Annotated in this window: 19 protein-coding genes; 8 read left to right on the top strand and 11 right to left on the bottom strand. The window is 59.2% G+C overall.

Annotation, left to right across the window (positions count from 1 at the left end; translation table 11 throughout):
• Positions 1-15 precede the first annotated feature (15 nt).
• Positions 16-636, top strand: a complete 621-nt coding sequence (locus tag HNR03_RS15450; protein WP_222587119.1) for a TetR/AcrR family transcriptional regulator — start codon at positions 16-18, stop codon at positions 634-636.
• A 120-nt stretch (positions 637-756) separates the two neighbouring features.
• Here the strand turns inward: HNR03_RS15450 and preA are convergent, their stop codons facing one another.
• The 3 genes from preA to hydA all read right to left on the bottom strand — a co-directional run bounded on the left by preA (position 757) and on the right by hydA (position 4,995).
• A complete protein-coding gene (gene preA / locus HNR03_RS15445; protein ID WP_259154467.1) occupies positions 757-2,031 on the bottom strand; it encodes an NAD-dependent dihydropyrimidine dehydrogenase subunit PreA in 1,275 nt (424 codons plus the stop codon).
• Positions 2,032-3,399: an NAD(P)-dependent oxidoreductase gene (locus HNR03_RS15440; protein ID WP_259154465.1), complete on the bottom strand. Its 1,368-nt coding sequence runs from the start codon at positions 3,397-3,399 to the stop codon at positions 2,032-2,034. It abuts the gene before it with no gap.
• Positions 3,400-3,555: 156 nt separating this feature from the next.
• Positions 3,556-4,995: a dihydropyrimidinase gene (hydA, locus tag HNR03_RS15435; protein ID WP_259154463.1), complete on the bottom strand. Its 1,440-nt coding sequence runs from the start codon at positions 4,993-4,995 to the stop codon at positions 3,556-3,558.
• A 553-nt stretch (positions 4,996-5,548) separates the two neighbouring features.
• On the opposite strand from hydA, the gene HNR03_RS15430 reads away from it, so the two are divergent.
• Positions 5,549-7,033, top strand: a complete 1,485-nt coding sequence (locus HNR03_RS15430) for an NCS1 family nucleobase:cation symporter-1 (protein ID WP_259154462.1) — start codon at positions 5,549-5,551, stop codon at positions 7,031-7,033.
• A 166-nt stretch (positions 7,034-7,199) separates the two neighbouring features.
• Positions 7,200-8,483: a Zn-dependent hydrolase gene (locus HNR03_RS15425; protein ID WP_222587114.1), complete on the top strand. Its 1,284-nt coding sequence runs from the start codon at positions 7,200-7,202 to the stop codon at positions 8,481-8,483.
• Between the two features lie 78 nt (positions 8,484-8,561).
• Here HNR03_RS15425 and HNR03_RS15420 read toward each other — a convergent pair whose 3' ends face one another.
• Both HNR03_RS15420 and HNR03_RS15415 read right to left on the bottom strand, forming a co-directional pair.
• Positions 8,562-8,975 (bottom strand): DUF6691 family protein, encoded by a 414-nt coding sequence (locus HNR03_RS15420; RefSeq protein WP_259154460.1) that lies wholly within the window; start codon positions 8,973-8,975, stop codon positions 8,562-8,564.
• 2 nt (positions 8,976-8,977) lie between these two features.
• Entirely contained in the window at positions 8,978-9,409 is a 432-nt protein-coding gene (locus HNR03_RS15415; RefSeq protein WP_405046056.1) for a YeeE/YedE family protein, read from the bottom strand.
• Positions 9,410-9,596: 187 nt separating this feature from the next.
• On the opposite strand from HNR03_RS15415, the gene HNR03_RS15410 reads away from it, so the two are divergent.
• The 3 genes from HNR03_RS15410 to HNR03_RS15400 all read left to right on the top strand — a co-directional run bounded on the left by HNR03_RS15410 (position 9,597) and on the right by HNR03_RS15400 (position 11,937).
• Entirely contained in the window at positions 9,597-11,093 is a 1,497-nt protein-coding gene (locus HNR03_RS15410) for a helix-turn-helix transcriptional regulator (RefSeq protein ID WP_259154458.1), read from the top strand.
• 200 nt (positions 11,094-11,293) lie between these two features.
• Complete coding sequence (locus HNR03_RS15405) at positions 11,294-11,542, top strand: DUF1652 domain-containing protein (protein WP_259154457.1); 249 nt, start codon at positions 11,294-11,296, stop codon at positions 11,540-11,542.
• A 173-nt stretch (positions 11,543-11,715) separates the two neighbouring features.
• Entirely contained in the window at positions 11,716-11,937 is a 222-nt protein-coding gene (locus HNR03_RS15400; protein ID WP_259154456.1) for a hypothetical protein, read from the top strand.
• A 55-nt stretch (positions 11,938-11,992) separates the two neighbouring features.
• Here HNR03_RS15400 and HNR03_RS15395 read toward each other — a convergent pair whose 3' ends face one another.
• The 6 genes from HNR03_RS15395 to HNR03_RS15370 form a co-directional block, all read right to left on the bottom strand.
• Positions 11,993-13,108, bottom strand: a complete 1,116-nt coding sequence (locus HNR03_RS15395) for a Gfo/Idh/MocA family protein (RefSeq protein ID WP_259154455.1) — start codon at positions 13,106-13,108, stop codon at positions 11,993-11,995.
• A 283-nt stretch (positions 13,109-13,391) separates the two neighbouring features.
• Entirely contained in the window at positions 13,392-14,159 is a 768-nt protein-coding gene (locus tag HNR03_RS15390) for an SDR family oxidoreductase (protein WP_259154453.1), read from the bottom strand.
• A 44-nt stretch (positions 14,160-14,203) separates the two neighbouring features.
• The gene (locus tag HNR03_RS15385; protein ID WP_259154451.1) at positions 14,204-15,271 is read right to left on the bottom strand and encodes a phosphotransferase family protein; all 1,068 of its coding nucleotides are present in this window, start codon (positions 15,269-15,271) and stop codon (positions 14,204-14,206) included.
• A 143-nt stretch (positions 15,272-15,414) separates the two neighbouring features.
• Positions 15,415-16,380 carry a 2-hydroxyacid dehydrogenase gene (locus HNR03_RS15380; RefSeq protein ID WP_259154449.1) on the bottom strand — a complete coding sequence of 322 codons (966 nt, stop codon included), beginning with the start codon at positions 16,378-16,380 and terminating at the stop codon, positions 15,415-15,417.
• A 195-nt stretch (positions 16,381-16,575) separates the two neighbouring features.
• The gene (locus HNR03_RS15375; protein ID WP_259154447.1) at positions 16,576-17,514 is read right to left on the bottom strand and encodes a DMT family transporter; all 939 of its coding nucleotides are present in this window, start codon (positions 17,512-17,514) and stop codon (positions 16,576-16,578) included.
• Positions 17,515-17,556: 42 nt separating this feature from the next.
• Positions 17,557-17,940, bottom strand: coding sequence for a tautomerase family protein (locus HNR03_RS15370; protein WP_259154445.1), 384 nt, complete (start codon positions 17,938-17,940; stop codon positions 17,557-17,559).
• 269 nt (positions 17,941-18,209) lie between these two features.
• Between HNR03_RS15370 and HNR03_RS15365 the strand changes: the two genes are divergently transcribed.
• Positions 18,210-19,490, top strand: coding sequence for a serine/threonine transporter (locus HNR03_RS15365; RefSeq protein ID WP_259154443.1), 1,281 nt, complete (start codon positions 18,210-18,212; stop codon positions 19,488-19,490).
• 195 nt (positions 19,491-19,685) lie between these two features.
• A complete protein-coding gene (locus HNR03_RS15360) occupies positions 19,686-21,347 on the top strand; it encodes a SulP family inorganic anion transporter (protein WP_259154442.1) in 1,662 nt (553 codons plus the stop codon).
• The last annotated feature ends 291 nt before the right edge of the window (positions 21,348-21,638 follow it).

Genomic DNA, 21,638 nt, shown 5'->3' with positions numbered 1-21,638 from the left:
TGTCAGGGAGCCCTCATGGGCAATCACAAGATCGAAATTCGTCGCAGTAATGTCGAGAAGATTCTGTTGGGAGCCGAAAAGGTTTTCGCCGAAAAGGGTTTCGCTGGCACCGCCATGGCCGACATTGCCGCTGAAGTGCAACTGCCTCGCTCCAACCTCCATTACTACTTCAGCACCAAGAGTGAGTTGTACAGCGCCGTGTTGCTGGGCTTGCTGGACGTGTGGAAGCAGGACGCGCTGTGCTTCGAGATGTTCGACGATCCGCGCGTGGTGCTCAGCAGCTACATCCGCGCCAAGATGAACCATTCCCGCAGCCGGCCTTATGGTTCCAAAGTCTGGGCCAACGAGATCATCCATGGCGCGCCGACCCTGGGCGAGAAGCTGGACGTGAGCCTGTATGACTGGGCCAAGATGAAGGAAGCGAAGATCCGTCAGTGGGTCGACGACAAACGCATCCTGGCGGTGGAGCCTTCAAGTCTGCTGTACATGATCTGGGCCTCGACCCAGCATTACGCCGACTTTGATCATCAAGTGAATATTCTCAACGATCATCAGCCGCTGTCGGACATGCAGTTCGAACGGGCGGTGCAGACGGTGACGAGTGTGATATTGCGCGGGATCGGACTGGAGCCCTAACTTGATCGTTCCCACGCTCTGCGTGGGAATGCAGCCCGGGACGCTCCGCGTCCCAAGAGCGGACGCAGAGCGTCCATTGAGGCATTCCCACGCAGAGCGTGGGAACGATCGAGTGATCGGTCAGGGAGCGACGTGATACGGATTCCTCGGATCATGATTCCAGTCCAGAAACGGCTTGCCGTTGTCGATCGGCACCATCTCGATGCAATCTTCCACCGGACAGGTGATCTGGCACAGGTTGCAGCCCACGCACTCGTCATCGATCACTTCGTACTTATGCGTCCCGTCCGCCTGTTTCAGGCTGGCAATCGCCTGGTGTGAAGTGTCTTCACAAGCGATGTGGCAGCGTCCACAACCAATACACGCCTGCTGATCAATTTTGGCGATGACCTGATAGTTGATGTCCAGATACTTCCAGTCCGTGGTGTTGCCCACCGCGCGCCCGGAAAAATCCGCGATGCTGGCGTAGCCCTGACTGTCCATCCAGCGTGACAAGCCGTCTTTCATCTCTTCGACAATGCGAAAGCCATGCAGCATCGCCGCCGTGCACACCTGCACCGAGCCGCTGCCCAGGGCGATGAATTCCGCTGCATCACGCCAGCTGCCAATCCCGCCGATGCCGGAAATGGGCAGGCCTTGGGTCTGTGGGTCGCGGGCGATTTCGGCGACCATGTTCAAGGCGATCGGCTTCACCGCCGAGCCGCAATAACCGCCGTGGGTACTTTGGCTGCCCACGGCTGGATTGGCGACCATGCGCTCCAGGTTGACGCTGGTGATCGAGTTGATGGTGTTGATCAGCGACACCGCATCGGCACCGCCTCGATGGGCCGCGCGGGCTGCGACGCGAATGTCGGTGATGTTCGGCGTGAGCTTGACGATCACCGGCAGCGAGCAATAGGTCTTGCACCAGCGGGTGACCTGCTCGACGTACTCGGGCACCTGGCCGACCGCCGCCCCCATGCCGCGTTCCGGCATGCCGTGCGGGCAACCGAAGTTCAGTTCGATGCCGTCAGCACCCGTGGCTTCCACCAGCGGCAGGATGAATTTCCACGATTCTTCGACGCAGGGCACCATCAGCGAAACGATCAGCGCACGGTCCGGCCAGTCCTTTTTGACCTGGGTGATTTCCCGCAGATTGATCTCCAGCGAGCGGTCGGTGATCAGCTCGATGTTGTTGAAGCCCACCACTTCACGGTTGGCGCCGAAGTGCGCTGAGTAGCGTGACGACACGTTGACCGCCGCCGGGTCTTCACCCAGGGTTTTCCAGACCACACCGCCCCAGCCCGCCTCGAAAGCGCGAACCACGTTGTAGGCCTTGTCGGTCGGCGGCGCGGACGCCAGCCAGAACGGATTGGGAGCTTTGATGCCGGCGAAGACAATCGAGAGATCGGCCATTTACGCAGCCTCCACGTTGAGCATCAGTTGCGCGTTGATGGCCTCGGCGGCCCGTTTGCCGTGCTGCACGGCTTGCACGGTGAGGTCCTGATCGAGGCTGGTGCAGTCACCACCGGCATACACACGGGGAATGCTGGTGCGAAGATTTTCATCCACCTGAATCCGCTCGCCCTGACGTTTGAGTTCGCGGGCCAGCGGGTCGGCGAGGGCGCTGGCGTCGAAGGCCTGGCCGATGGCTTTGAAGATCGCATCAGCGGCCAGTTCGAAGGTTTCTCCAGTGGTTTGCAGGCGACCTTCGATGGCATGTGTACGGGCGAAGCGCATGCCGCGCACGTTGCCGTGGGCATCGAGCAGCACTTCTTCAGGCTGGGCCCAGGTCAGCAAACGCACCTGATTGGCCTTGGCGATGTCCTGTTCGTGGCCAGTAGCGCCCATGTCTGCAAGGCCCCGGCGGTACACCAGATTGACGTCGCGGGCGCCGAGGCGAGCCATTTGCACGGCCATGTCGATGGCCGTGTTGCCGGCGCCGAGCACGATGCAGCGGTCGGCCAACGGCAGTTGCGTCAGGTCATCGCACTGGCGCAGTTCGCGAATGTAATCGGTGGCGGGGAGCAGACCGGGTGCATGCTCATGGGGCATCCCCAATTGTTTGCTGGCGGCCAGACCGAGGCCGAGGAACACCGCGTCGTATTGCTGATGCAGTTCGCTCAAGGTCAGGTTCTCGCCGAGTTTTTGGCCGTGACGGATTTCGATCCCGCCGATCTGCATCAGGAACTCAAGTTCCTTCTGCGCGTAATCGTCCACCAGTTTGTATTTGGCGATCCCGTACTCGTTGAGGCCGCCAGCCTTTTCCCGTGCTTCGAAAATCACCACGTCATGGCCGTGCATCGCACTGCGATGGGCGCAGGACAAACCCGCCGGGCCCGCACCGACCACCGCGATGCGTTTGCCGGTAGCGGCGGCGCGCTGGAACGGGTGTTCGGCGAAGTGCGCATTGTCGACGGCGTACCGCTGCAACAGGCCGATCAACACTGGCGCGCATTCTTGCTCGTTGTTACGCACGCAGGCTTGCTGGCAAAGAATTTCGGTCGGGCAGACCCGGGCGCAACTGCCGCCGAGGATGTTCGCCGAAAGGATCTTGTGCGCGGCGCCTTGAACGTTTTCCTGATGAATGTTGCGAATGAACGACGGAATATCGATCTCGCTCGGGCAGGCGTTCACGCACGGTGCGTCGTAGCAGTACAGGCAACGCGAGGCTTCGAGGTGCGCCTGACGAGCGTTCAAGGGTGGCGCCAGATCGGTGAAATGACCGGCGAGGGCGGCCGCATCCTCATGGGGATGCGGGAGGTGGTTCAGCGTCTTGATCACGGTGTTGGCCTCACGGTTATTGAGGTACTGCCTCTGGTGGGCTGATCGTTCCCACGCTCTGCGTGGGAATGCCTCAAGGGACGCTCCGCGTTCCCCTCTGGGACGCAGAGCGTCCCGGGCTGCATTCCCACGCAGAGCATGGGGAACGATCGGGGGTCAGCGTTTCACAGCCGTCGGCTTATTCAACTCAGCCCGCTTGCTGAGCAAATCAAACACCGCCGGATACGCCGGCCGTTCGACATACCGTCCGGCTCCGCGCTCGGCGCGCAGATCACCGTCGGCCCATACCACTCGGCCCTGGCTCACGGTATGACTCGGCACGCCGCGCACGGTCTTGCCTTCAAAAATGTTGAAGTCGACCTGCTGGTGATGGGTCTTGGCCGAGATGGTGCGCGTACCTTGCGGATCCCACAGCACCAGGTCCGCATCGGCGCCGACGCGAATCGCGCCTTTGCGCGGGTAGAGGTTGAAGATCTTCGCGGTGTTGGTGGAGGTCAGCGCAACGAAATGCTGCATCGACAAACGCCCGGTGTTCACCCCTTCATCCCACAGCACGGCCATGCGGTCTTCGATACCGGCGGTGCCATTGGGGATTTTGCTGAAGTCATCGCGACCGGCAGCTTTTTGCTCGGCGCAGAAACAGCAATGGTCGGTGGCGGTGGTGTGCAAGTTGCCTGATTGCAGCCCATGCCAAAGCGCTTCCTGGTGGCCGCGAGGACGGAAGGGCGGGCTCATCACGTAACCGGCGGCGGTCTGCCAATCCGGGTGTTGATAGACGCTGTCGTCCAGCAGCAGATGCCCGGCCAATACTTCGCCATAGACTTGCTGGCCCTTGCTGCGGGCATAGGTGATTTCGTCGAGGGCTTCCTTGGTCGAGACATGCACCAGGTACAGCGGCGTGCCCAGGGTTTCGGCAATGCGGATCGCCCGGCTCGCGGCTTCGCCTTCCACCTGCGACGGTCGTGACAATGGATGCGCTTCTGGTCCGGTGATGCCTTGGGCCATCAACTTGCGTTGCAGGTGATACACCAGTTCGCCGTTTTCCGCGTGCACGGTGGGGACGGCGCCCAGTTCCAGGCAGCGCTCGAAGCTCGCCACCAGCGTGTCATCGGCTGCCATGATCGCGTTCTTGTAGGCCATGAAATGCTTGAAGCTGTTAACGCCGTGCTGGCTCACCAGCTCGGCCATTTCCTCGCGAACCTGTTCGCTCCACCAGGTGATCGCGACGTGGAAACCGTAATCCGACGCCGACTTCTCGGCCCAGCCGCGCCACTGGTGAAACGCTTCCATCAAGGATTGCTGCGGATTGGGAATCACGAAATCGATGATCGAGGTGGTGCCGCCGGCCAGTCCAGCCGCCGTGCCGCTGAAGAAGTCTTCGCTGGCCACCGTGCCCATGAAGGGCAATTGCATGTGCGTGTGCGGATCGATGCCGCCGGGCATCAGGTACTGGCCGCTGCCGTCGAGCACTTCGGCACCCGCCGGAACATCAAGATTCTCGCCGATGGCTTTGATCACGCCGTCGGCGCAATAGACGTCGGCGCGATAACTTTCATCATGGGTAATAACGGTGGCGCCACGGATCAACAGAGACATTCCGAGTTCCTCGCAGGCAATGACCGACTGATGCCGGTTCTAAATGTTTTATATGAAGCGTGCACAAACAGGTGTATTCCTGTCAGTGCTGTCAGGAATAGAAGCTAGTCCGAGTTTATGGAATCAGCAAGAATATTTTTTATAAGCTTATAGCTGTTTTAAGTAATTGATAATTAACGATTAAATAATGAAATCACCAAAATGGTGAGGTCGTTCACCATTTTGACGCACTTGACAGGTTCTAAAAATAGACAAGATTTCTTATGTGAAATCAGCTGCTTGAGTATGGTCTATGGTTGATGCGCAACAGCTGAAAAAAAGTGAGATGCACCACATTGAGTCCTGACTGTTCGGACAACTTGCGTGTCATTCGGCCTGAGTGAACACGCCACCAACCGAGGACTCACTGGGTATATAAATAAAACTGATCAACATCAGTTAGTTGCAACGTTTTTATGGAACTGCCCGATGCGCAAAAGGGGTGCCCGGCACGCTTATTGATGCCCACAGCCCCCGATGAGCAAAAAATAATTCAAAGAACAGTGGAGCGGCCATGCAACAGATCAGATCGCAAGTGACCGAGCGCGACGGCTTGTTCGAGCTCGAAGCCGGCAGCGATGTCCTCGACAGTCCCCGTTACAACCACGACATGGCACCGACCAAGGTGCGCGAACGAACCTGGAACAAATGGCACATCACCGCGTTGTGGGTCGGCATGGCGATCTGCGTGCCGACCTATACCCTTGGTGGCGTGCTCACCGCGTATTTCGGCCTGAGCGTCGGCGAGGCGCTGCTGGCGATTCTGTTTGCCAACATCATCGTGTTGATTCCCCTGACCTTGAACGCCTTTCCCGGCACCAAATACGGAATCCCGTTTCCGGTGTTGCTGCGTTCGTCCTTCGGCGTCCTTGGCTCCAACGTTCCGTGTCTGATTCGCGCCTTGGTGGCGTGTGGCTGGTTTGGTATCCAGACGATGTTCGGCGGCCTGGCGATCCACCTGTTCCTCGGCTCGGTGTTCGAGGGCTGGAAATCCCTGGGCGGCACCGGTGAAGTCATTGGTTTCATGATCTTCTGGGCGCTGAATTTGTGGGTGGTAATTCGTGGGGCTGATTCGATCAAGTGGCTTGAAACCCTGTCTGCACCCATATTGGTGCTGGTCGGTGTGGGGCTGCTGGTCTGGGCCATGCCGAACGTGTCGATGACCGAGCTGATGGCCATCCCGGCCAAGCGTCCGGAAGGTGCCAGCGTGGTCAGTTACTTCGCTGCCGGGTTGACCGCCATGGTCGGGTTCTGGGCCACCTTGTCCCTGAACATTCCGGACTTCAGCCGTTACGCGAAAAGCCAGAAGGACCAGATTGTCGGCCAGATCATCGGTCTGCCGCTGACCATGTTCCTGTTCGCCTCGCTGGGCGTGGTGATGACCGCCGCCTCGGTGAAACTGGTGGGGGTGACGGTTTCCGACCCGGTGACGCTGATCGGCCATATCCAGAGCCCGGTCTGGGTCGCGCTGGCGATGGCGTTGATCATCATTGCCACGCTGTCGACCAACACCGCGGCAAACATTGTCTCGCCGACCAACGATTTCCAGAACGTCGCGCCCAAACTCATCAACCGCACCAAAGCGGTGTTGCTGACCGGTTTGGTCGGGCTGTTGCTGATGGGTCATGAGTTGCTGAAAAAGCTTGGGCTGATTGTTTCTGACGTGAGCCTGGAAACGGTGTATTCGAACTGGCTGCTGGGTTATTCAAGCCTGTTGGGACCGATCGCCGGGATCATGGTGGTGGACTATTTCCTGATCAAGAAACAGCAACTGGACCTGGCCGGGCTGTATCGCGATGACGTGTACCCGGCCTGGAACTGGTACGGGTTTACCGCGTTTGGCGTGCCGGTGGCGTTGACGCTGCTGTCGCTGGGCAGCGATGCATTCAGCTGGTTTTACAGCTATGGCTGGTTTACCGGCTCGGCGCTGGGCGGGCTGATTTACTACGGCCTGTGCTCGATGCGGCCCAGTCCATCAGTCGCGAAATCTGCGGTGTAGTGGATGGCCTCTTCGCGGGCAAGCCCGCTCCCACAGGGATTGAGGTCGTACACAAATGCTGTGTACACCCGATTCACTGTGGGAGCGGGCTTGCCCGCGAAGACGGCCTCGAATTCACCGATGAAATACCTGAAGAAATCCATAAGAACTGCCTGAGGAGATCACCATGAACGCAGCGGTAGACGTTCTGCAATCCACCCATCAGCACATCAATCGCGACCGTTTATGGCAGTCGCTCATGGAACTCGCCAAGCTCGGTGCGACGGTCAAGGGAGGCGTCTGTCGCCTGGCCCTGACTGACCTCGACCGCCAGGCCCGGGACATTTTCGTGCGCTGGTGCGAGGAGGCGGGCTGCACCGTCAGCATCGACGCCGTCGGCAACATCTTCGCCCGCCGCCCAGGCCGTAACCCGAACCTGCCACCGGTGATGACCGGCAGCCACATCGACACTCAGCCCACCGGCGGCAAGTTCGACGGGTGTTTCGGCGTCCTGGCCGGCGTTGAAGTGCTGCGCACCCTCAACGACCTTGGCGTGGAAACCGAAGCGCCGCTGGAAGTGGTGGTCTGGACCAACGAAGAAGGCTCGCGTTTCGCTCCATGCATGATGGGCTCCGGCGTGTTTGCGGAAAAATTCACTCTGGAAGAAACCCTGGCCAAGGTCGATGCCGATGGCGTCACGGTCGGTGAGGCGCTGAACGCCATTGGCTACGCGGGGCCACGCCCGGTCAGTGGCCACGCCGTCGGCGCTTATTTCGAAGCCCACATCGAGCAGGGGCCGATCCTTGAAGACGAACGCAAGACCATCGGCGTGGTGATGGGCGCCCTGGGCCAGAAATGGTTCGACCTGAAACTGCGTGGCGTCGAAGCGCATGCCGGCCCGACTCCGATGCACCTGCGCAAAGACGCCCTGGTTGGCGCCTCGGTGATCGTCGGCGCCGTCAACCGTGCCGCCCTCGGCCATCAACCCCATGCCTGCGGCACCGTCGGTTGCCTGCAAGCCTATCCCGGCTCACGTAACGTCATTCCCGGCGAAGTGCGCATGACCCTGGATTTCCGTCATCTGGAACCGGCACGCCTGGATTCGATGATCGCCGAAGTCCGCGAAGTCATCGAAACCACCTGCGAGGAACACGGCCTGACCTACGAACTGACCCCAACCGCCGATTTTCCGCCGCTGTACTTCGACAAGGGCTGCGTCGAAGCCGTACGCAATGCGGCGCAAGGCTTGGGGTTGTCGAACATGGACATCGTCAGCGGAGCAGGGCACGACGCGATCTTCCTCGCCGAACTGGGCCCGGCCGGAATGATCTTCGTGCCGTGCGAAGGCGGCATCAGCCACAACGAAATCGAAAACGCCGCACCGGATGACCTGGCGGCGGGGTGTGCGGTGTTGTTGCGGGCGATGCTGGCGGCATCGGCGGCGATTGCCAGCGGACACATAGTGGCCTGAGCGCCGCAACGATCGTAGCTTTCTGCAAGGCCTGCGCCGCGAAAGCTACGGTCTCTCCAGGGTTAAGCTTGCTCTGACTTAACGGCGCGCCTGCAATGCCTTGAAGATCAACATGCCCGCCAGCATGGCGATCACGAACACCCATGCTTGCCAGTGCCCGGTCGGCAACAACACCAGCGCAGGCCCGGGGCAGATGCCGGCAATGCCCCAACCAACCCCGAACAACAGACTGCCTCCGATCAACCGTCGATCCAGCTCACGACTGACCGGCAATTGCATCGGCGCGCCCAGCAACGACGTGGGGTGTTTCATCGCCCAATGAAACGGCATCCAGGCCACTGCAATGGCCGCGACCATCACCAGCGCCAGTGACGGATCCCACGCACCGGCGATATCGAGAAACCCCAAAACCTTGGCCGGATTGGCCATGCCTGCCAGCAACAGGCCGATGCCGAACAACAGCCCGGCGACAAAAGCCGTCAGTTTTTTCATGCTCAAAACCCCAACAAATGACGCAGCACAAACACCGTCACAAACCCTGCGAACATGAAACACAACGTCGCGACGATAGAGCGTGGCGACAACCGCGAAATACCACATACCCCATGGCCGCTGGTGCATCCCGAGCCATAGCGGGTGCCGATCCCGACGCACAATCCCGCGACGACCAACCCAACGGCACCGGTCTTGAACTCAATGGTCGGCCATGCCTGAAACAACGCCCACACCAGCGGGGCGGCCAGTAGCCCAAGGATGAACAAGGCTTTTTCACCACGCCCCGAATCCGTCGGGGACATCAGGCTGCCGAGCAAACCGCTGATCCCGGCCACCCGTCCATTGGCCACCACCAGCAGGCTGGCCGCCAAGCCGATCAACGCGCCGCCCGCCAACGCGGACCACGGGGTGAAATGCATCGTATCCAGCATCACGGCAACTCTCCTGACAGGTCATAAAGCGTATTAAAACACTTTGTTGTTTGAGCCGGGGCTGACTCTGCGGGTGTGTCACGCGCTATGGCGCAAGGCGGGAATTGTTCGCTGCACTATCCCATCACCGTGCGGTCGTAATCTTCACAGACTGGCGCTAATGCGCCGCCGCAAGCGTGGAGATCCAATGAGCCAGGACGTCCTGACCACCGAAACCAATCGCCGACAGTTGCAGCAAATCATCGCCGGGTTGTCCGACGGGGTGATTCTGCTGGAACTCGACCAGACCATCCTTTGGGCCAATGACGCCGCGCTGGCCATGCACGGCGTCAGTCGGATCGGCGAGTTGGGAGAGAATGCCAAGGCGTATGCCAAGCGTTTCGCTTTGCGCTATCGCAACAATCACCCGGTGCCGCCGGAAAACTACCCGATCAGCCGCGTCGCCAAGGGCGAGACCTTCAGTGATGTGCTGGTAGAAGTGACGCCGGTCGACGACGAAGAGCGCACCTGGGTGCACAACGTGCGCAGCATGGTGTTGGCCGATAGCGCCGGGGAACCGGAGTCGCTGGTACTGATCATGGATGACGTCACCGAATGGGCCAGCGCCGAGCAACGGTTCGAAAAGACCTTCAACGCCAATCCCGCGCCGGCAGTGATCTGTCGTCTCAGTGACTTGCGTTACATCAAGGTCAATTCCGGTTTTCTGGAGATGACCGGCTATACCCGTGATCAGGTGATCGGCGTATCGACGTATGAACTGGACATCCTGGAAGGTGCCGAAAAGAAAGACCTGGCAATTCAACGACTGCGCGAGCACGCCACGATTCCGCAGATGCAAGCCGAGCTGAAAGTCGCGGGAGGTGGCAGCAAACAGGTGATCGTCGCCGGGCAACCGCTGGAACTGCACGAAGAAGACTGCATGCTGTTTTCCTTCGTCGACATGGACCCACGGCACAAGGTCGAAATTGCCTTGCGTCAGAGTGAGGAGCGCTTCGCCAAAGCGTTTCGCTTGATGCCGGTCCCGACCCTGGTCTGCAACGCAGAGGACCAGGTGGTGATCGATGTCAACGAAGCCTTCCTGGATACCCTGGTGTACAGCAGTGAAGATGTCCTCGGCAAAACCGTCGCGGAGATCGATTTTATCGATGACAAGGCCGCTCGCTCACGGCTGTTTGCGGTGCTGGAGAAGACCGGAAGCCTGGACCGGGTCGATGTCAGGATCCGCAGGAAAGACACGCAATTGCTCGACTGCGCGGTGTCGGCCGACATGGTCAACATTCAGGACAATCCCTGCTACCTGTTGGTGTTGATGGACATCACCGAACGTAAACGCACTGAACTTGAGCTGGTGGCGGCGATTGAAGAGGTGATGAAAGACGCCTCCTGGTTCAGCCGGACGCTCATTGAAAAGCTGGCCAATGTGAAGAGCGTCAACTCGCCGCAGTTGCCCAGCGTGTCCTTCACCGACCTGACCGCCCGGGAGCGCGATGTACTCGAGCTGATCTGCGAGGGACTGGCCGACAAGGAAATCGCCGCGCGCCTGAAACTGGCACCCAATACTGTGCGTAATCATGTGTCGACGGTGTATTCCAAACTCGACGTGCACAGTCGCAGTGAAGCAATTGTGTGGGCGCGGGAACGGGGATTGTTCGCCAGCGAACGGCGACCCAAGCCACAGCGATAGGGTGCAAATGCACTAGTCGGGACGGTGCAAATGAATGTTTTTGCTAGTGCTCAGTGTTTTTAATCTGTGAGGGTGCGACATGGGCTTTGTTGACCTGTGTCGCATCCTCTATGAAACAGATTAAGGAACAGTCGCATGCTTCCCCAATTCCACACCGTTGCAATCGACGGGATAGCCAGCCAGCCCAAGGGTGAGTTTTGATGATTCATATAGCGCAACTGCGCGCGCAACTGGAGCAGCAGTTTTCTCCTCGGGCCTGTGAGTGCAGTGTTTCGGGCGATAACTCGGTGACGGTGAAGCTTTATCATCCCGTCTCGGGGCAGGTCGACCTCGTGGTCAGCGGATTGAAGGTCACAAACCTCGGAACACCCGAGGCGATTCAGGCGTTGGTTGAAGAATTGCGCTATGAACTTGAAAGTAACAGCTTGCATCGCTCGGACAGGGGGTAATGGAGACTGTCGTTTTTGTGCTTTGAATGGGGCCAAAGTGGCTTATTTGCTGGCATTGACGGGTGACTGGGCTATAAGAAATGCGAGGGTATAATTTTCTGTGACCGGTCCGCGGGTTCGCGGTGTTGTCGTCGGGTCGCGGAAAGTGTCGATTACTGACCGCGAGTCCGCCTATGAACAGTTTTGGGAAATGTGTTTTTTCGCCTCTGTCGCTCGCCTTCTGCGTGGCGATTCTCGGCGGTTGCTCCAGTCCGCCGCCTCCACCGCCAGCCGCTCCGCCGCCGATTCCACAACGCACCTGTGAAACCACGGATAAAACCGATGTACAAGGCGATGCACGGGTTGATGCACAAGTCACCCGCACGACCACGCTGACCCGTTGCGTCACCCAGTAAGACCCGGGCGAAAGCCTCTTTCAAGCCATGGGCGACGGATCGCCCGTGGCGTGCCTCAGACTTCTTCTATTGCTACCCACCTTGACTCATTCGCAGCCAAGCGAATCGCTGTCGCCAGTCGTTCGACTTCCCAGGCTTGCTCAAAGTCAGTTCCCCCTTGGGAAAGGCCGGCAAGGGCCAACACCAGGTCATGCACTTCCAGGGTCTTCAATTCGTTGTAACCCAGTTGGTGACCCGCCGCCGGGCTGAATGCTGCGTAACCTGGCAGGTCAGGCCCTGCCAGCAAACGCTGGAAACCGTCCTGGCCGCTGCGATACAGGCGTAATTCGTTCAAGCGCTCCTGATCGAATGCCAGCGTGCCTGCGGTACCGCCGATCTCGAAACTCAGGTGATTCTTGTAGCCTTGCTTGAGCCAACTGCTGCTGAACGTCCCTTGGGCGCCATTGGCGAATCGCAGCAGCGCATGGACGTGATCGTCGACCGCAATGGGCCGTTGTTCCTGACTGCCGGCCGTAGCAGGACGCTGCCGGTGCACGGTTTGAGTGCTCGCACAAACGGCCTCGACGTCACCCACCAGATAACGCGCCATCGCCAGCAAATGGCTGCCCAGGTCCGCCAGCGCGCCGCCCGCATGACCGGCATCGCAACGCCACGACCAGGGTGAAGCTGGGTCGGCCATGAAATCCTCGCTGAACTCTCCCTCAAAACTGATGATCTGCCCCAGCTTGCCGCTGTCGATCAACGACCGCGCCAGCTCGATGATCGGGTTGTGCTGATAGTTGTAACCCACCCGCGTCACCACACCTGCCGCTTTGGCCGCCTGGCGCATGGCGGCGGCTTGCTCCAGATTCACCGCCAAAGGCTTTTCGCAATACACCGCTTTGCCGGCGGCGAGGGCGGCCATGGCCATGGGGTAGTGGAGATGATTGGGCGTGGTGATGGCGACGAGATTGACCTTCGGGTCATCGATCAACTGTTGCCAGTCGGAGTGAGCCGTTTCAAAGCCCCAGGCCTGCGCACAGTTTCGGGCGCGCTGCGGATCGACATCGGCGAGGGCGGCAAGCTTGAGCTTGAAGGGGAGTTCGAAGACTGCACTGACGTTACGAAACGCCAAGGCGTGGGCACGGCCCATGAAACCTGTGCCGATGAGTCCGATACCGAGTTCGCGCATAGCTGGGGCCTTCTGGATCTTATTTTCGAGAAGACTATTTATGGAATATAAATTCTCATAATGCAAATAATAGAACAAAAATACTTTTGTCATCCTCCTGTAGGAGCTGTCGAGTGAAACGAGGCTGCGATCTTTTGATCTTGATCTTCTGACGACTTCAGACCGCCGAAGAGCAAAAGATCGCAGCCTCGTTTCACTCGACAGCTCCTACATTGGGGGGTGTAGGTCCGTGGGAAATAAAAAAGGCAGCCAAGGCTGCCTTTTCTTCATCAGGTGAAACGGATCAGGACAAGAACCCGCCATCCACGTTCAGCGAAACCCCGGTGGTGTAGCTGGACGCATCGCTCGCCAGATACAACACGGCGCCGGCCATCTCGCTCGGATCCGCCACACGTTTCAGCGGAATCTGCTGTAGCGCGGTGTTCAAGATGGCTTCGTTCTTCACCAGCGCCGAAGCGAACTTGGTGTCAGTCAGACCTGGCAGCAGGGCGTTGCAGCGAATGCCGAATTGCGCGCATTCCTTGGCGAACACTTTGGTCATGTTGATCACTGCCGCTTTGGTCACCGAGTAGATGCCCTGGAAGATGCCCGGCGAGATGCCGTTGATCGACGCGACGTTGATGATGCTGCCGCCGCCCTGTTCGCGCATCAGTTTGCCGGCTTCGACCGACATGAAGAAGTAACCGCGAATGTTCACGTCGACAGTTTTCTGGAAGGCGCTGAGGTCGGTGTCCAGTACGTTGCAGAACTGCGGATTGGTTGCCGCGTTGTTGACCAGGATATCCAGGCGCCCGAACTGTTCGCGGATGCCGGCGAAGACCTGGCTGATCTGCTCCATTTCACCAATGTGGCAGGCCACTGCGGTGGCTTTGCCGCCGTCGGCGATGATGGCGTCGGCCACGTGTTGGCAGCCGTCGAGTTTGCGGCTCGAGACGATGACGTGGGCGCCTTGCTGGGCCAGAAGCTTGGCGATGGCTTCACCGATGCCACGGCTGGCGCCGGAGACGAAAGCGATCTTGCCGTCGAGGTCGAACAACTGAGTCTTGGACATGGGATTCTCTTATGAAAAGTCTTGTTATTGGGCCAGGCGCGTAATCAAAGGCAGGATTTCTGGATGACTTGCAGGCTCATTTGCTCCAGCAGTTTGTTCATGTGAATGAACTGCGCGAAGCGTTTGTCCTGGGTCTGACCATGGAAGAAGCGGTAGTAGATCTGTTGCACGATGCCGGCGAGGCGGAACAGGCCATAGGTGTAGTAGAAATCGAAGTTGTCGATCTGGATGCCCGAGCGCTCGGCGTAGTAATCAACGAACTCGCGTCGGGTCAGCATGCCCGGGGCATGGCTGGGCTGGCGTCGCATCAGTTGCACCGGTGCCGGGTCGTCGGCTTCGATCCAGTAGGCGAGGGTGTTGCCCAGGTCCATCAGCGGGTCGCCAAGGGTGGTCAGTTCCCAATCGAGCACGCCGATGATCTGCATCGGGTTGTTCGGGTCGAGGATCACATTGTCGAAGCGATAGTCGTTATGGACGATGCTTGAGGTCGGGTGATCGGCCGGCATTTTGTCGTTCAGCCACGCCTTGACCGCTTCCCACTTTGGCGCGTCCGGGGTCAGCGCTTTTTCGTAGCGATCGCTCCAGCCCTTGATTTGCCGTGCCACGTAGCCTTCGGGCCTGCCGAGGTCGCCCAGGCCATAGGCGTTGTAATCGACGCGGTGCAGTTCAACGAACTTGTCGATGAAGCTCTTGCACAAGGCTTCGGTTTTCGCCGAATCCAGGCCCAGTTCCGGGGGCAGTTCGGAGCGCAGGATGATCCCCTTGACCCGTTCCATCACATAGAATTCGGCGCCGATCACCGATTCGTCGGTGCAATGCACATAGGCTTTCGGGCAATACGGAAAGCCGTCGCGCAGTTGATTGAGGATGCGGAATTCACGGCCCATGTCATGGGCGGATTTGGCTTTGTGGCCAAACGGCGGGCGGCGCAGGACGAACTCCTGTTCCGGGTATTCCAGCAAGTAGGTCAGGTTCGACGCGCCGCCGGGGAACTGGCTGATCCGGGGTAAACCGCTCAGACCCGGAATGTGGGCCTTGAGGTACGGATCGATCAGGCTGGCATCGAGTTCTTCGCCGGAGCGGATACGGGTGGACTGGTCAGTAAGCGCCATGCTTATCCCTTCTGCTTATTCTGGAGGCCTGCGATTATTGGCTAATCTAATGCGCGCACCCGGCCCCCACAACCATCATCGGGCCTTATAGGTGAGCGTGTTGCCGGGCAATCATTGTATTTGATACACCCGTTTGAATGGCTTCAAAGCTCCACGCTGCTCAGTGCTGACGGCAAGGTAATGGGCGTCAGCACCGGGTGACCGGAGAAGAACGCCACCAGGTTTTTCCCCACCAGTTCAACAGTCCCTTGGGTCGCCTCCGGGGACAATCCCGCGACGTGGGGCGTCAGAATTACATTAGCCAGCGTTTTCAAGGCATCGGGCACTTGCGGCTCGGCATCGAACACATCCAGTGCGGCACCGGCGATGCGTCTTTGTTCCAGTGCGCTGATCAGGTCGGCGGTGGCGATCACGGAGGCCCGGGCGATGTTCACGACAAAGCCTTTCGGGCCCAGGGCGTCGAGTACTTGCTTGTTGATCAGGTGTTTGGTGCCCAACCCGCCGGGTGTGGCGACGATCAGAAAGTCCGAGGCGCGCGCCAGTTCGGTTGGCGTCGAGCAGAAGGCATAGGGAACGTCGCTGCGATGCTGGCGATTGTGGTAACTGACGGTCATGTCGAAGCCGGCGCTGGCACGCTTGGCGATGGCCATGCCAACCGCGCCCAGGCCGAGAATCCCCAGACGCTTGCCGGCCAGGGACGGGCGCATGATCTTCGGCCACTCCCCACGGCGCACGGCAGCGTCGCAACGGGGAATGTCGCGCACCAGCGAGAGCAACATCGCCATGGCATGGTCGGCAACCGAGGAGGCATTGACGCCGGCGCCATTGGTTACGGTGATGTCCCGGTCGGCGGCGGCTTGCAGGTCGACGTGTTCGTAACCGGCGCCGATCACGCAGATGATCTTGAGGTTGGGCAGCGCGGCGATTTCATCGGCATACAGGCCCAAGGGGCCGCGGGTCAGCACGGCATCGATCTGACCGCTATGCCGAGTGATAGCTTCTGCACGTTCGGCAGGTGTCGGGGCGAGGATCAGGTGGAAACCCTGATGCTCGAGAATCGGCAGATAATCGTTGATGGTTTCAACCAGTACCAGAACGGTTGCAGGCATGCTGGGCTCCTGTAGGCATCGGAATGTCGGTTCTAGAATGTTGCTTCAGATTGCTGATTCCAGAGGAGTTTAGCAACGGCCGGGGATTGCACACGCGATTGATGGCACCGTTGATCCTTGCGATGTCAAAAATGTCCGGGCTGCGTCGAGAATTTCATCGGGCGACGCGTCTGCGCGGGTGGTGCTGGAGCAGGGTCAACGCGCCGACAATCGATCAATAGCGCGCTTCGCCGCAATAGTCGGGGCTGCGATTGGTTTCTTCGCGCTCGATTGCAGGACGTAAACGCCACCCAGGATCAGCAGCATTGCCAGCAAATCGAGGAGTTCGATCGGTTCGCCCACCAGCAACGTGCCGATCAGCAAGGCAACCACCGGCGGAATGTACGTGACACCCGAAGCGGCGAGGGCGCCCAAGCGTTGCACGATGTAGTAATAAAGGATGTAGGCCACGCCGGTTCCGGCCAGTCCAAGGCCCAGGATTACCCCGGCCAGCGCCACGGGGTCGAGTGAAATGTGCGCGATGCCGTGCATGTCGGTGACAAGCGTGATGAGCACCAGGGCGAAACCTATCTGATAGGTCGACAGCGCCAGTGGTGACAGCCCCAGTGGTGTGATGAATCGTCGGGCATAGACGAACGAGCAGCCGACGCTCAGCGAGCCGGCGATCATGTACAGCACGCCGCTGGCATCGACGCCGGCCGCCAGGCTGTTCCAGGGACGTGCGATCAGTATTACGCCGATAAAGCCAAGGGCAATGCCGAAAGCCGTGCGGGCGTTCAAGGGTTCTGCACGCAGGAAAAGCCACGCCGTGATGAACGAAAACAGAGGGATCGCGCCGCTGAGCATCCCGGCCACGCTGGACAGCAATAACGAGGTGCCTTTGGCAAAGGCGTAGTAGTAGATCGATGTCGCCAGCAAACTCATCACCAGGAAGTGATGGCTATAGCGCAGGTGCGACCAGCTCAAGCTGCGACGTGCGAGGGCAAAGGCCAGGATTGGCAAGAACCCGAACAGCACGCGCAGGAACACGATTTGCGTGGGAGTAATCCATTCGGCTGCCCACTTCATGAAAATGAAGTTGGTGCCCCAGATCAGGCCGAGCAGAGCGAACGCGATATACGCGGCCTGTTTCATGGAATTGCTCCCTGGGTCGGTAAAGGTCAATCATTCGACCACTCAAATGGCGTATTGAGCGATTCCGTTGCCAAAAGACCAGTTTTCTTTTTTGACCTCCACCAGATTGATGAAGACATCTTCCAGGCGTATCGCCAGTTCCGTATTCAGGTTTTCGGCGATGGTTTTGTAGAGCAGCTTTTTCTGTTCGACGGTGCGGCCTTCGCTCAGGGTGATCTGAATCACCACCAGCGCGTCGGTGCGCTTGATGCCTAAATAGCCGGGATCGAAGATGAAATGCTGTTCGTCGTGCTCGGCAAGAATCTGGAAATTATCGTTTTCCGGTACACCAATGGCGCTGTGCATGGCGGCGTAGATCAACTGCCCGACACGCTTGGCGAAAGTGGGGTCCTGATGTTGTTTGATATCGACGCGAACGAGTGGCATGGGGGCGCTCCGTGATGTGCGGCTGCCGGTCGGCAGTCAGGCTTGAAAGTTACATGAGGCCGATCTTTTGTTGGATAGATTTTTTACATATCCATTCAATGGTGTGCTTCACGAATCTGATCCGTACCACCACTCCTCAGCTAAGTCTTTGCTTCTGTTCATTAATCCCGGACAATCGCGCCCCTGTTTCGGCCAGGGCGCTGCCCGTCGGTTTTTTCCGACTCGTCCTGACCGGGTAGCAAATGACCGGAATGCGGAGATCCCACCGGATGAATGATCAGGCCAATAGCGTCGACGAACGCTATGTAGCGGCGACACCAGCGACCCTCACAAGCTGGAATCGCCATGACACCACCTGGATGCTGGGCCTGTTTGGCACGGCCATCGGCGCGGGTACCCTGTTTTTGCCGATCAACGCAGGTCTGGGCGGCTTCTGGCCGCTGTTGATTCTGGCGCTGTTGGCGTTTCCCATGACCTTTTACGCACACCGTGGCCTGACACGCTTCGTGTTGTCCGGTCGCGAAGGCGCCGACATCACCGAAGTGGTGGAAGAACACTTCGGTCTCAAGGCCGGTGCGCTGATCACCTTGCTGTACTTCTTTGCGATCTTCCCGATCCTGCTGATTTACAGCGTGGCCCTGACCAATACCGTCGGCAGCTTCCTTGAGCATCAACTGCACATCACGCCGCCACCACGCGCCGTGCTGTCGCTGGTGTTGATCCTCGGTCTGCTGGCCGTGGTGCGCTGTGGCGAGCAGGCGATCGTCAAGGCCATGAGCCTGATGGTGTACCCGTTTATTGTGGCGTTGCTGTTCCTCGCGGTGTTCCTGATTCCGCACTGGAACGGTGGCATCCTGACCACGGCGTCGACCCTGCCCGAGCCGTCGGCACTGCTGCATACGTTGTGGCTGGCGATTCCGGTGATGGTGTTCTCGTTTAACCACTCGCCGATCATCTCGGCGTTTGCGGTGGACCAGAAGCGTCGCTACGGTGAACACGCCGAGGAGCGCAGCTCGCAAATCCTGTCTCGCGCCCACCTCTTGATGGTGGTGATGGTGCTGTTTTTCGTCTTCAGTTGCGTACTGACCCTGTCCCCGGCGCAACTGGCCGAAGCCAAGGCACAGAACCTGTCGATCCTGTCGTACCTGGCCAACCACTTCAGCAACCCGACCATTGCTTTCGCAGCGCCGCTGATTGCGTTCGTGGCCATTTCCAAGTCATTCCTGGGTCACTACATCGGCGCCAGCGAAGGTCTTAAAGGCCTGATCGTGAAAAGCGGCAAGCGTCCGGCGCCGAAGACGCTCGACCGCCTGACCGCCGCCTTCATGCTGGTGGTGTGCTGGGTGGTGGCCACGCTGAACCCGAGCATCCTGGGCATGATCGAAACCCTCGGCGGCCCGGTCATCGCGGCGATTCTGTTCCTGATGCCGATGTACGCAATCCGCAAAGTGCCGGCAATGGCCCGTTATCGCGGCCAGGCGTCCAACGTCTTCGTGACAGCGGTAGGGCTGGTGGCGATTTCGGCGTTGATCTATTCGTTGACTGCCTGACGCATGATCGTTCCCGCTTGAGCGTGGGAATGATCAACGATCAACACAAAAAAACGCGGCTCCTTGCAAAAGGGCCGCGTTTTTTATGGCCTGTGCCATGACCCAAAGCACACGCCCAACCGGATTAACGGTTAACCTAAGAGCCATCATTGGCGCGTCGTAGACGGCTTGTTGATCTTTCTCTGGAGACGCTCCATGGCTCGTGTTCAAGGCGTATCGGTGCAACCTCTTGCCGATTCCCCCAACCGTTGGCGAGACCTGTTGGCCGGGCTGTCGATTGCCGGTTTGCTGTTGCCGGAGGCGGTGGCCTATTCGAGCATTGCCGCGGTGCCGCCCCAGGCCGGGGTCATCGCATTGTTCGCCGGTTTGCTGTGCTACGCGTTGTTGGGCACCAGTCGCTTTGCGATTGTTTCGGCGACCTCGTCTTCGGCGGCAGTTCTGGCTGCGGCCACTGCCACATTGGCTAATGGCGATTCAGGTTTGCGCATGACGCTGGCAATCGGTCTTGTATTGGTCACCGGCGGGCTGTTTGTGCTGGCCGGCCTGTTCAAGCTCGGCAGCGTCACCTCGTTTATCGCCAAACCGGTACTGCGCGGCTTTGCCTTGGGGTTGGCGCTTACCATCATCCTCAAGCAGTTCGCGAGCATCGTCGATGTGCACCTGAGCAATGGCAACCTGATCCGTTTTGTCCCGCAGCTGCTGGAACAGTGGTCGCAATGGAATCGCGTTGGTTTGCTGGTCGCGGCGGTCGCACTGCTGGTGTTGGGGCTGTGCGCGCGGTTACGGCATGTCCCGGGCGGTTTACTGGTGGTGGCGCTCGGCATCGCCGCCGGTCAGTGGCTGAACTTGCCGGCTTATGGAGTGGATCTGATCGGGGTGATAGACCTGAGCCTTGAAGTGCCGAGGCTGCCGGTGTTGCCATTTGCCGACTGGTTGCGCCTGGGGGAGTTGGCGTTTGCCATGGTGATGATTCTGTATGCCGAATCCTATGGATCAATTACCTCTTTTGCGCTTAAGCATAATGACCGGGTTTCGTCGAACCGTGACCTGCTGGCCCTGGGGGCGGCGAATCTGCTGTCTGGCCTGTTCCATGGCATGCCGGCGGGTGCCGGTTATTCCGCGACGTCGGCGAATGAGGCGGCGGGTGCCGGTTCACGGCTGTCCGGGGTGGTCGCGGCGGCGGTGGTGTTGTTGATCGTTTTGACGGTATTGCCTTACATCGCCTTGACGCCTGAGCCGGTGTTGGCCGCCATCGTTATTTATGCCTTGGCGCGGGGTTTGAGTCTTCAGCCATTGGGCCGCTATTTCATCTGGCGTCGTGATCGTCTGCTGGTGATTTGTGCGGTGGCGGCGGTGTTGGTGTTGGGCGTGCTGGATGGTTTGCTTGTGGCGGTGGCGATCAGTGTGGTGCTGATGCTCAAGCAGATGTCGTCGGCGGATATTCAGGTGTTGGGGCAGATGGGCGGCGGTCATGATTATGTTGATGTGCAGCGTCATCCGGATGCCCATAAAATTCCTGGCGTGCTGATTGTGCGGCCCAGCGAGGCGCTGTTTTTCGCTAACGTGGAGCGTATTTTGGGTGGTGCGTTGCGTCTGGCGCGGCATGCGGAGCCGCCGGTGCATACGATTATTCTTAGTCTGGAGGAGTCGCCGGATCTGGATGGCACGAGTATCGAGGCGCTGGAGGTGTTCTTTTTGCAGGTGCGGGCGTTGGATATGTTGTTGATTCTGGCGCGGCTTAAGCATGAGGCGAAGGCGGTGCTTTCGATGTTGCCGACGCAGGAGTTGGAGCAGGTGTTTCTTAGTGGGTTGAGTGTTGATGATGCTGTGCGGCAGGCTCTCAAGCCTTCTGTTTAGTGGCGGCCTTTGGGCCGACCATGTTTTGGGTTGATCGGGTACATATCCGTTGCTGCGGTAACGGCGGCTTAGGGTTTCGCCCTGACGGCGACTCACTTTTTTTGACAAACGCCTCAAAAAAAGTAAGCAAAAAAAAGGCTCGCCCCGGCGTCCGGCCCCTCGCTGGGGCTCGGTGTTCCTTCGCTCCGGCATTCATCTGGGGGCATCGCCTCCGGTCTGCTTCGCGACGACCTCCTCTCGATGTGTGCGGCTTCGCCGCACGGCGCTACGCGCCTACCCCCCAGATGAACG

Source organism: Pseudomonas sp. JAI111, from assembly GCF_024809425.1.
Lineage (GTDB): Bacteria > Pseudomonadota > Gammaproteobacteria > Pseudomonadales > Pseudomonadaceae > Aquipseudomonas.
Note: the sequence above shows the minus strand (reverse complement) of the source record. Positions and strands in the feature narration are given on the sequence as shown.

What these genes read in the sequence shown, in the direction of transcription:
- HNR03_RS15380 (WP_259154449.1), bottom strand. Translation starts at nt 16,380, where the DNA reads ATGCCTGCAACCGTTCTGGTACTGGTTGAAACCATCAACGATTATCTG.
- HNR03_RS15395 (WP_259154455.1), bottom strand. Translation starts at nt 13,108, where the DNA reads ATGCGCGAACTCGGTATCGGACTCATCGGCACAGGTTTCATGGGCCGT.
- HNR03_RS15390 (WP_259154453.1), bottom strand. Translation starts at nt 14,159, where the DNA reads ATGTCCAAGACTCAGTTGTTCGACCTCGACGGCAAGATCGCTTTCGTC.
- HNR03_RS15385 (WP_259154451.1), bottom strand. Translation starts at nt 15,271, where the DNA reads ATGGCGCTTACTGACCAGTCCACCCGTATCCGCTCCGGCGAAGAACTC.
- HNR03_RS15410 (WP_259154458.1), top strand. Translation starts at nt 9,597, where the DNA reads ATGAGCCAGGACGTCCTGACCACCGAAACCAATCGCCGACAGTTGCAG.
- HNR03_RS15415 (WP_405046056.1), bottom strand. Translation starts at nt 9,409, where the DNA reads ATGCTGGATACGATGCATTTCACCCCGTGGTCCGCGTTGGCGGGCGGC.
- HNR03_RS15420 (WP_259154460.1), bottom strand. Translation starts at nt 8,975, where the DNA reads ATGAAAAAACTGACGGCTTTTGTCGCCGGGCTGTTGTTCGGCATCGGC.
- HNR03_RS15370 (WP_259154445.1), bottom strand. Translation starts at nt 17,940, where the DNA reads ATGCCACTCGTTCGCGTCGATATCAAACAACATCAGGACCCCACTTTC.
- HNR03_RS15430 (WP_259154462.1), top strand. Translation starts at nt 5,549, where the DNA reads ATGCAACAGATCAGATCGCAAGTGACCGAGCGCGACGGCTTGTTCGAG.
- HNR03_RS15375 (WP_259154447.1), bottom strand. Translation starts at nt 17,514, where the DNA reads ATGAAACAGGCCGCGTATATCGCGTTCGCTCTGCTCGGCCTGATCTGG.
- HNR03_RS15405 (WP_259154457.1), top strand. Translation starts at nt 11,294, where the DNA reads ATGATTCATATAGCGCAACTGCGCGCGCAACTGGAGCAGCAGTTTTCT.
- HNR03_RS15450 (WP_222587119.1), top strand. Translation starts at nt 16, where the DNA reads ATGGGCAATCACAAGATCGAAATTCGTCGCAGTAATGTCGAGAAGATT.
- preA (WP_259154467.1), bottom strand. Translation starts at nt 2,031, where the DNA reads ATGGCCGATCTCTCGATTGTCTTCGCCGGCATCAAAGCTCCCAATCCG.
- HNR03_RS15365 (WP_259154443.1), top strand. Translation starts at nt 18,210, where the DNA reads ATGAATGATCAGGCCAATAGCGTCGACGAACGCTATGTAGCGGCGACA.
- HNR03_RS15360 (WP_259154442.1), top strand. Translation starts at nt 19,686, where the DNA reads ATGGCTCGTGTTCAAGGCGTATCGGTGCAACCTCTTGCCGATTCCCCC.
- hydA (WP_259154463.1), bottom strand. Translation starts at nt 4,995, where the DNA reads ATGTCTCTGTTGATCCGTGGCGCCACCGTTATTACCCATGATGAAAGT.
- HNR03_RS15400 (WP_259154456.1), top strand. Translation starts at nt 11,716, where the DNA reads ATGAACAGTTTTGGGAAATGTGTTTTTTCGCCTCTGTCGCTCGCCTTC.
- HNR03_RS15425 (WP_222587114.1), top strand. Translation starts at nt 7,200, where the DNA reads ATGAACGCAGCGGTAGACGTTCTGCAATCCACCCATCAGCACATCAAT.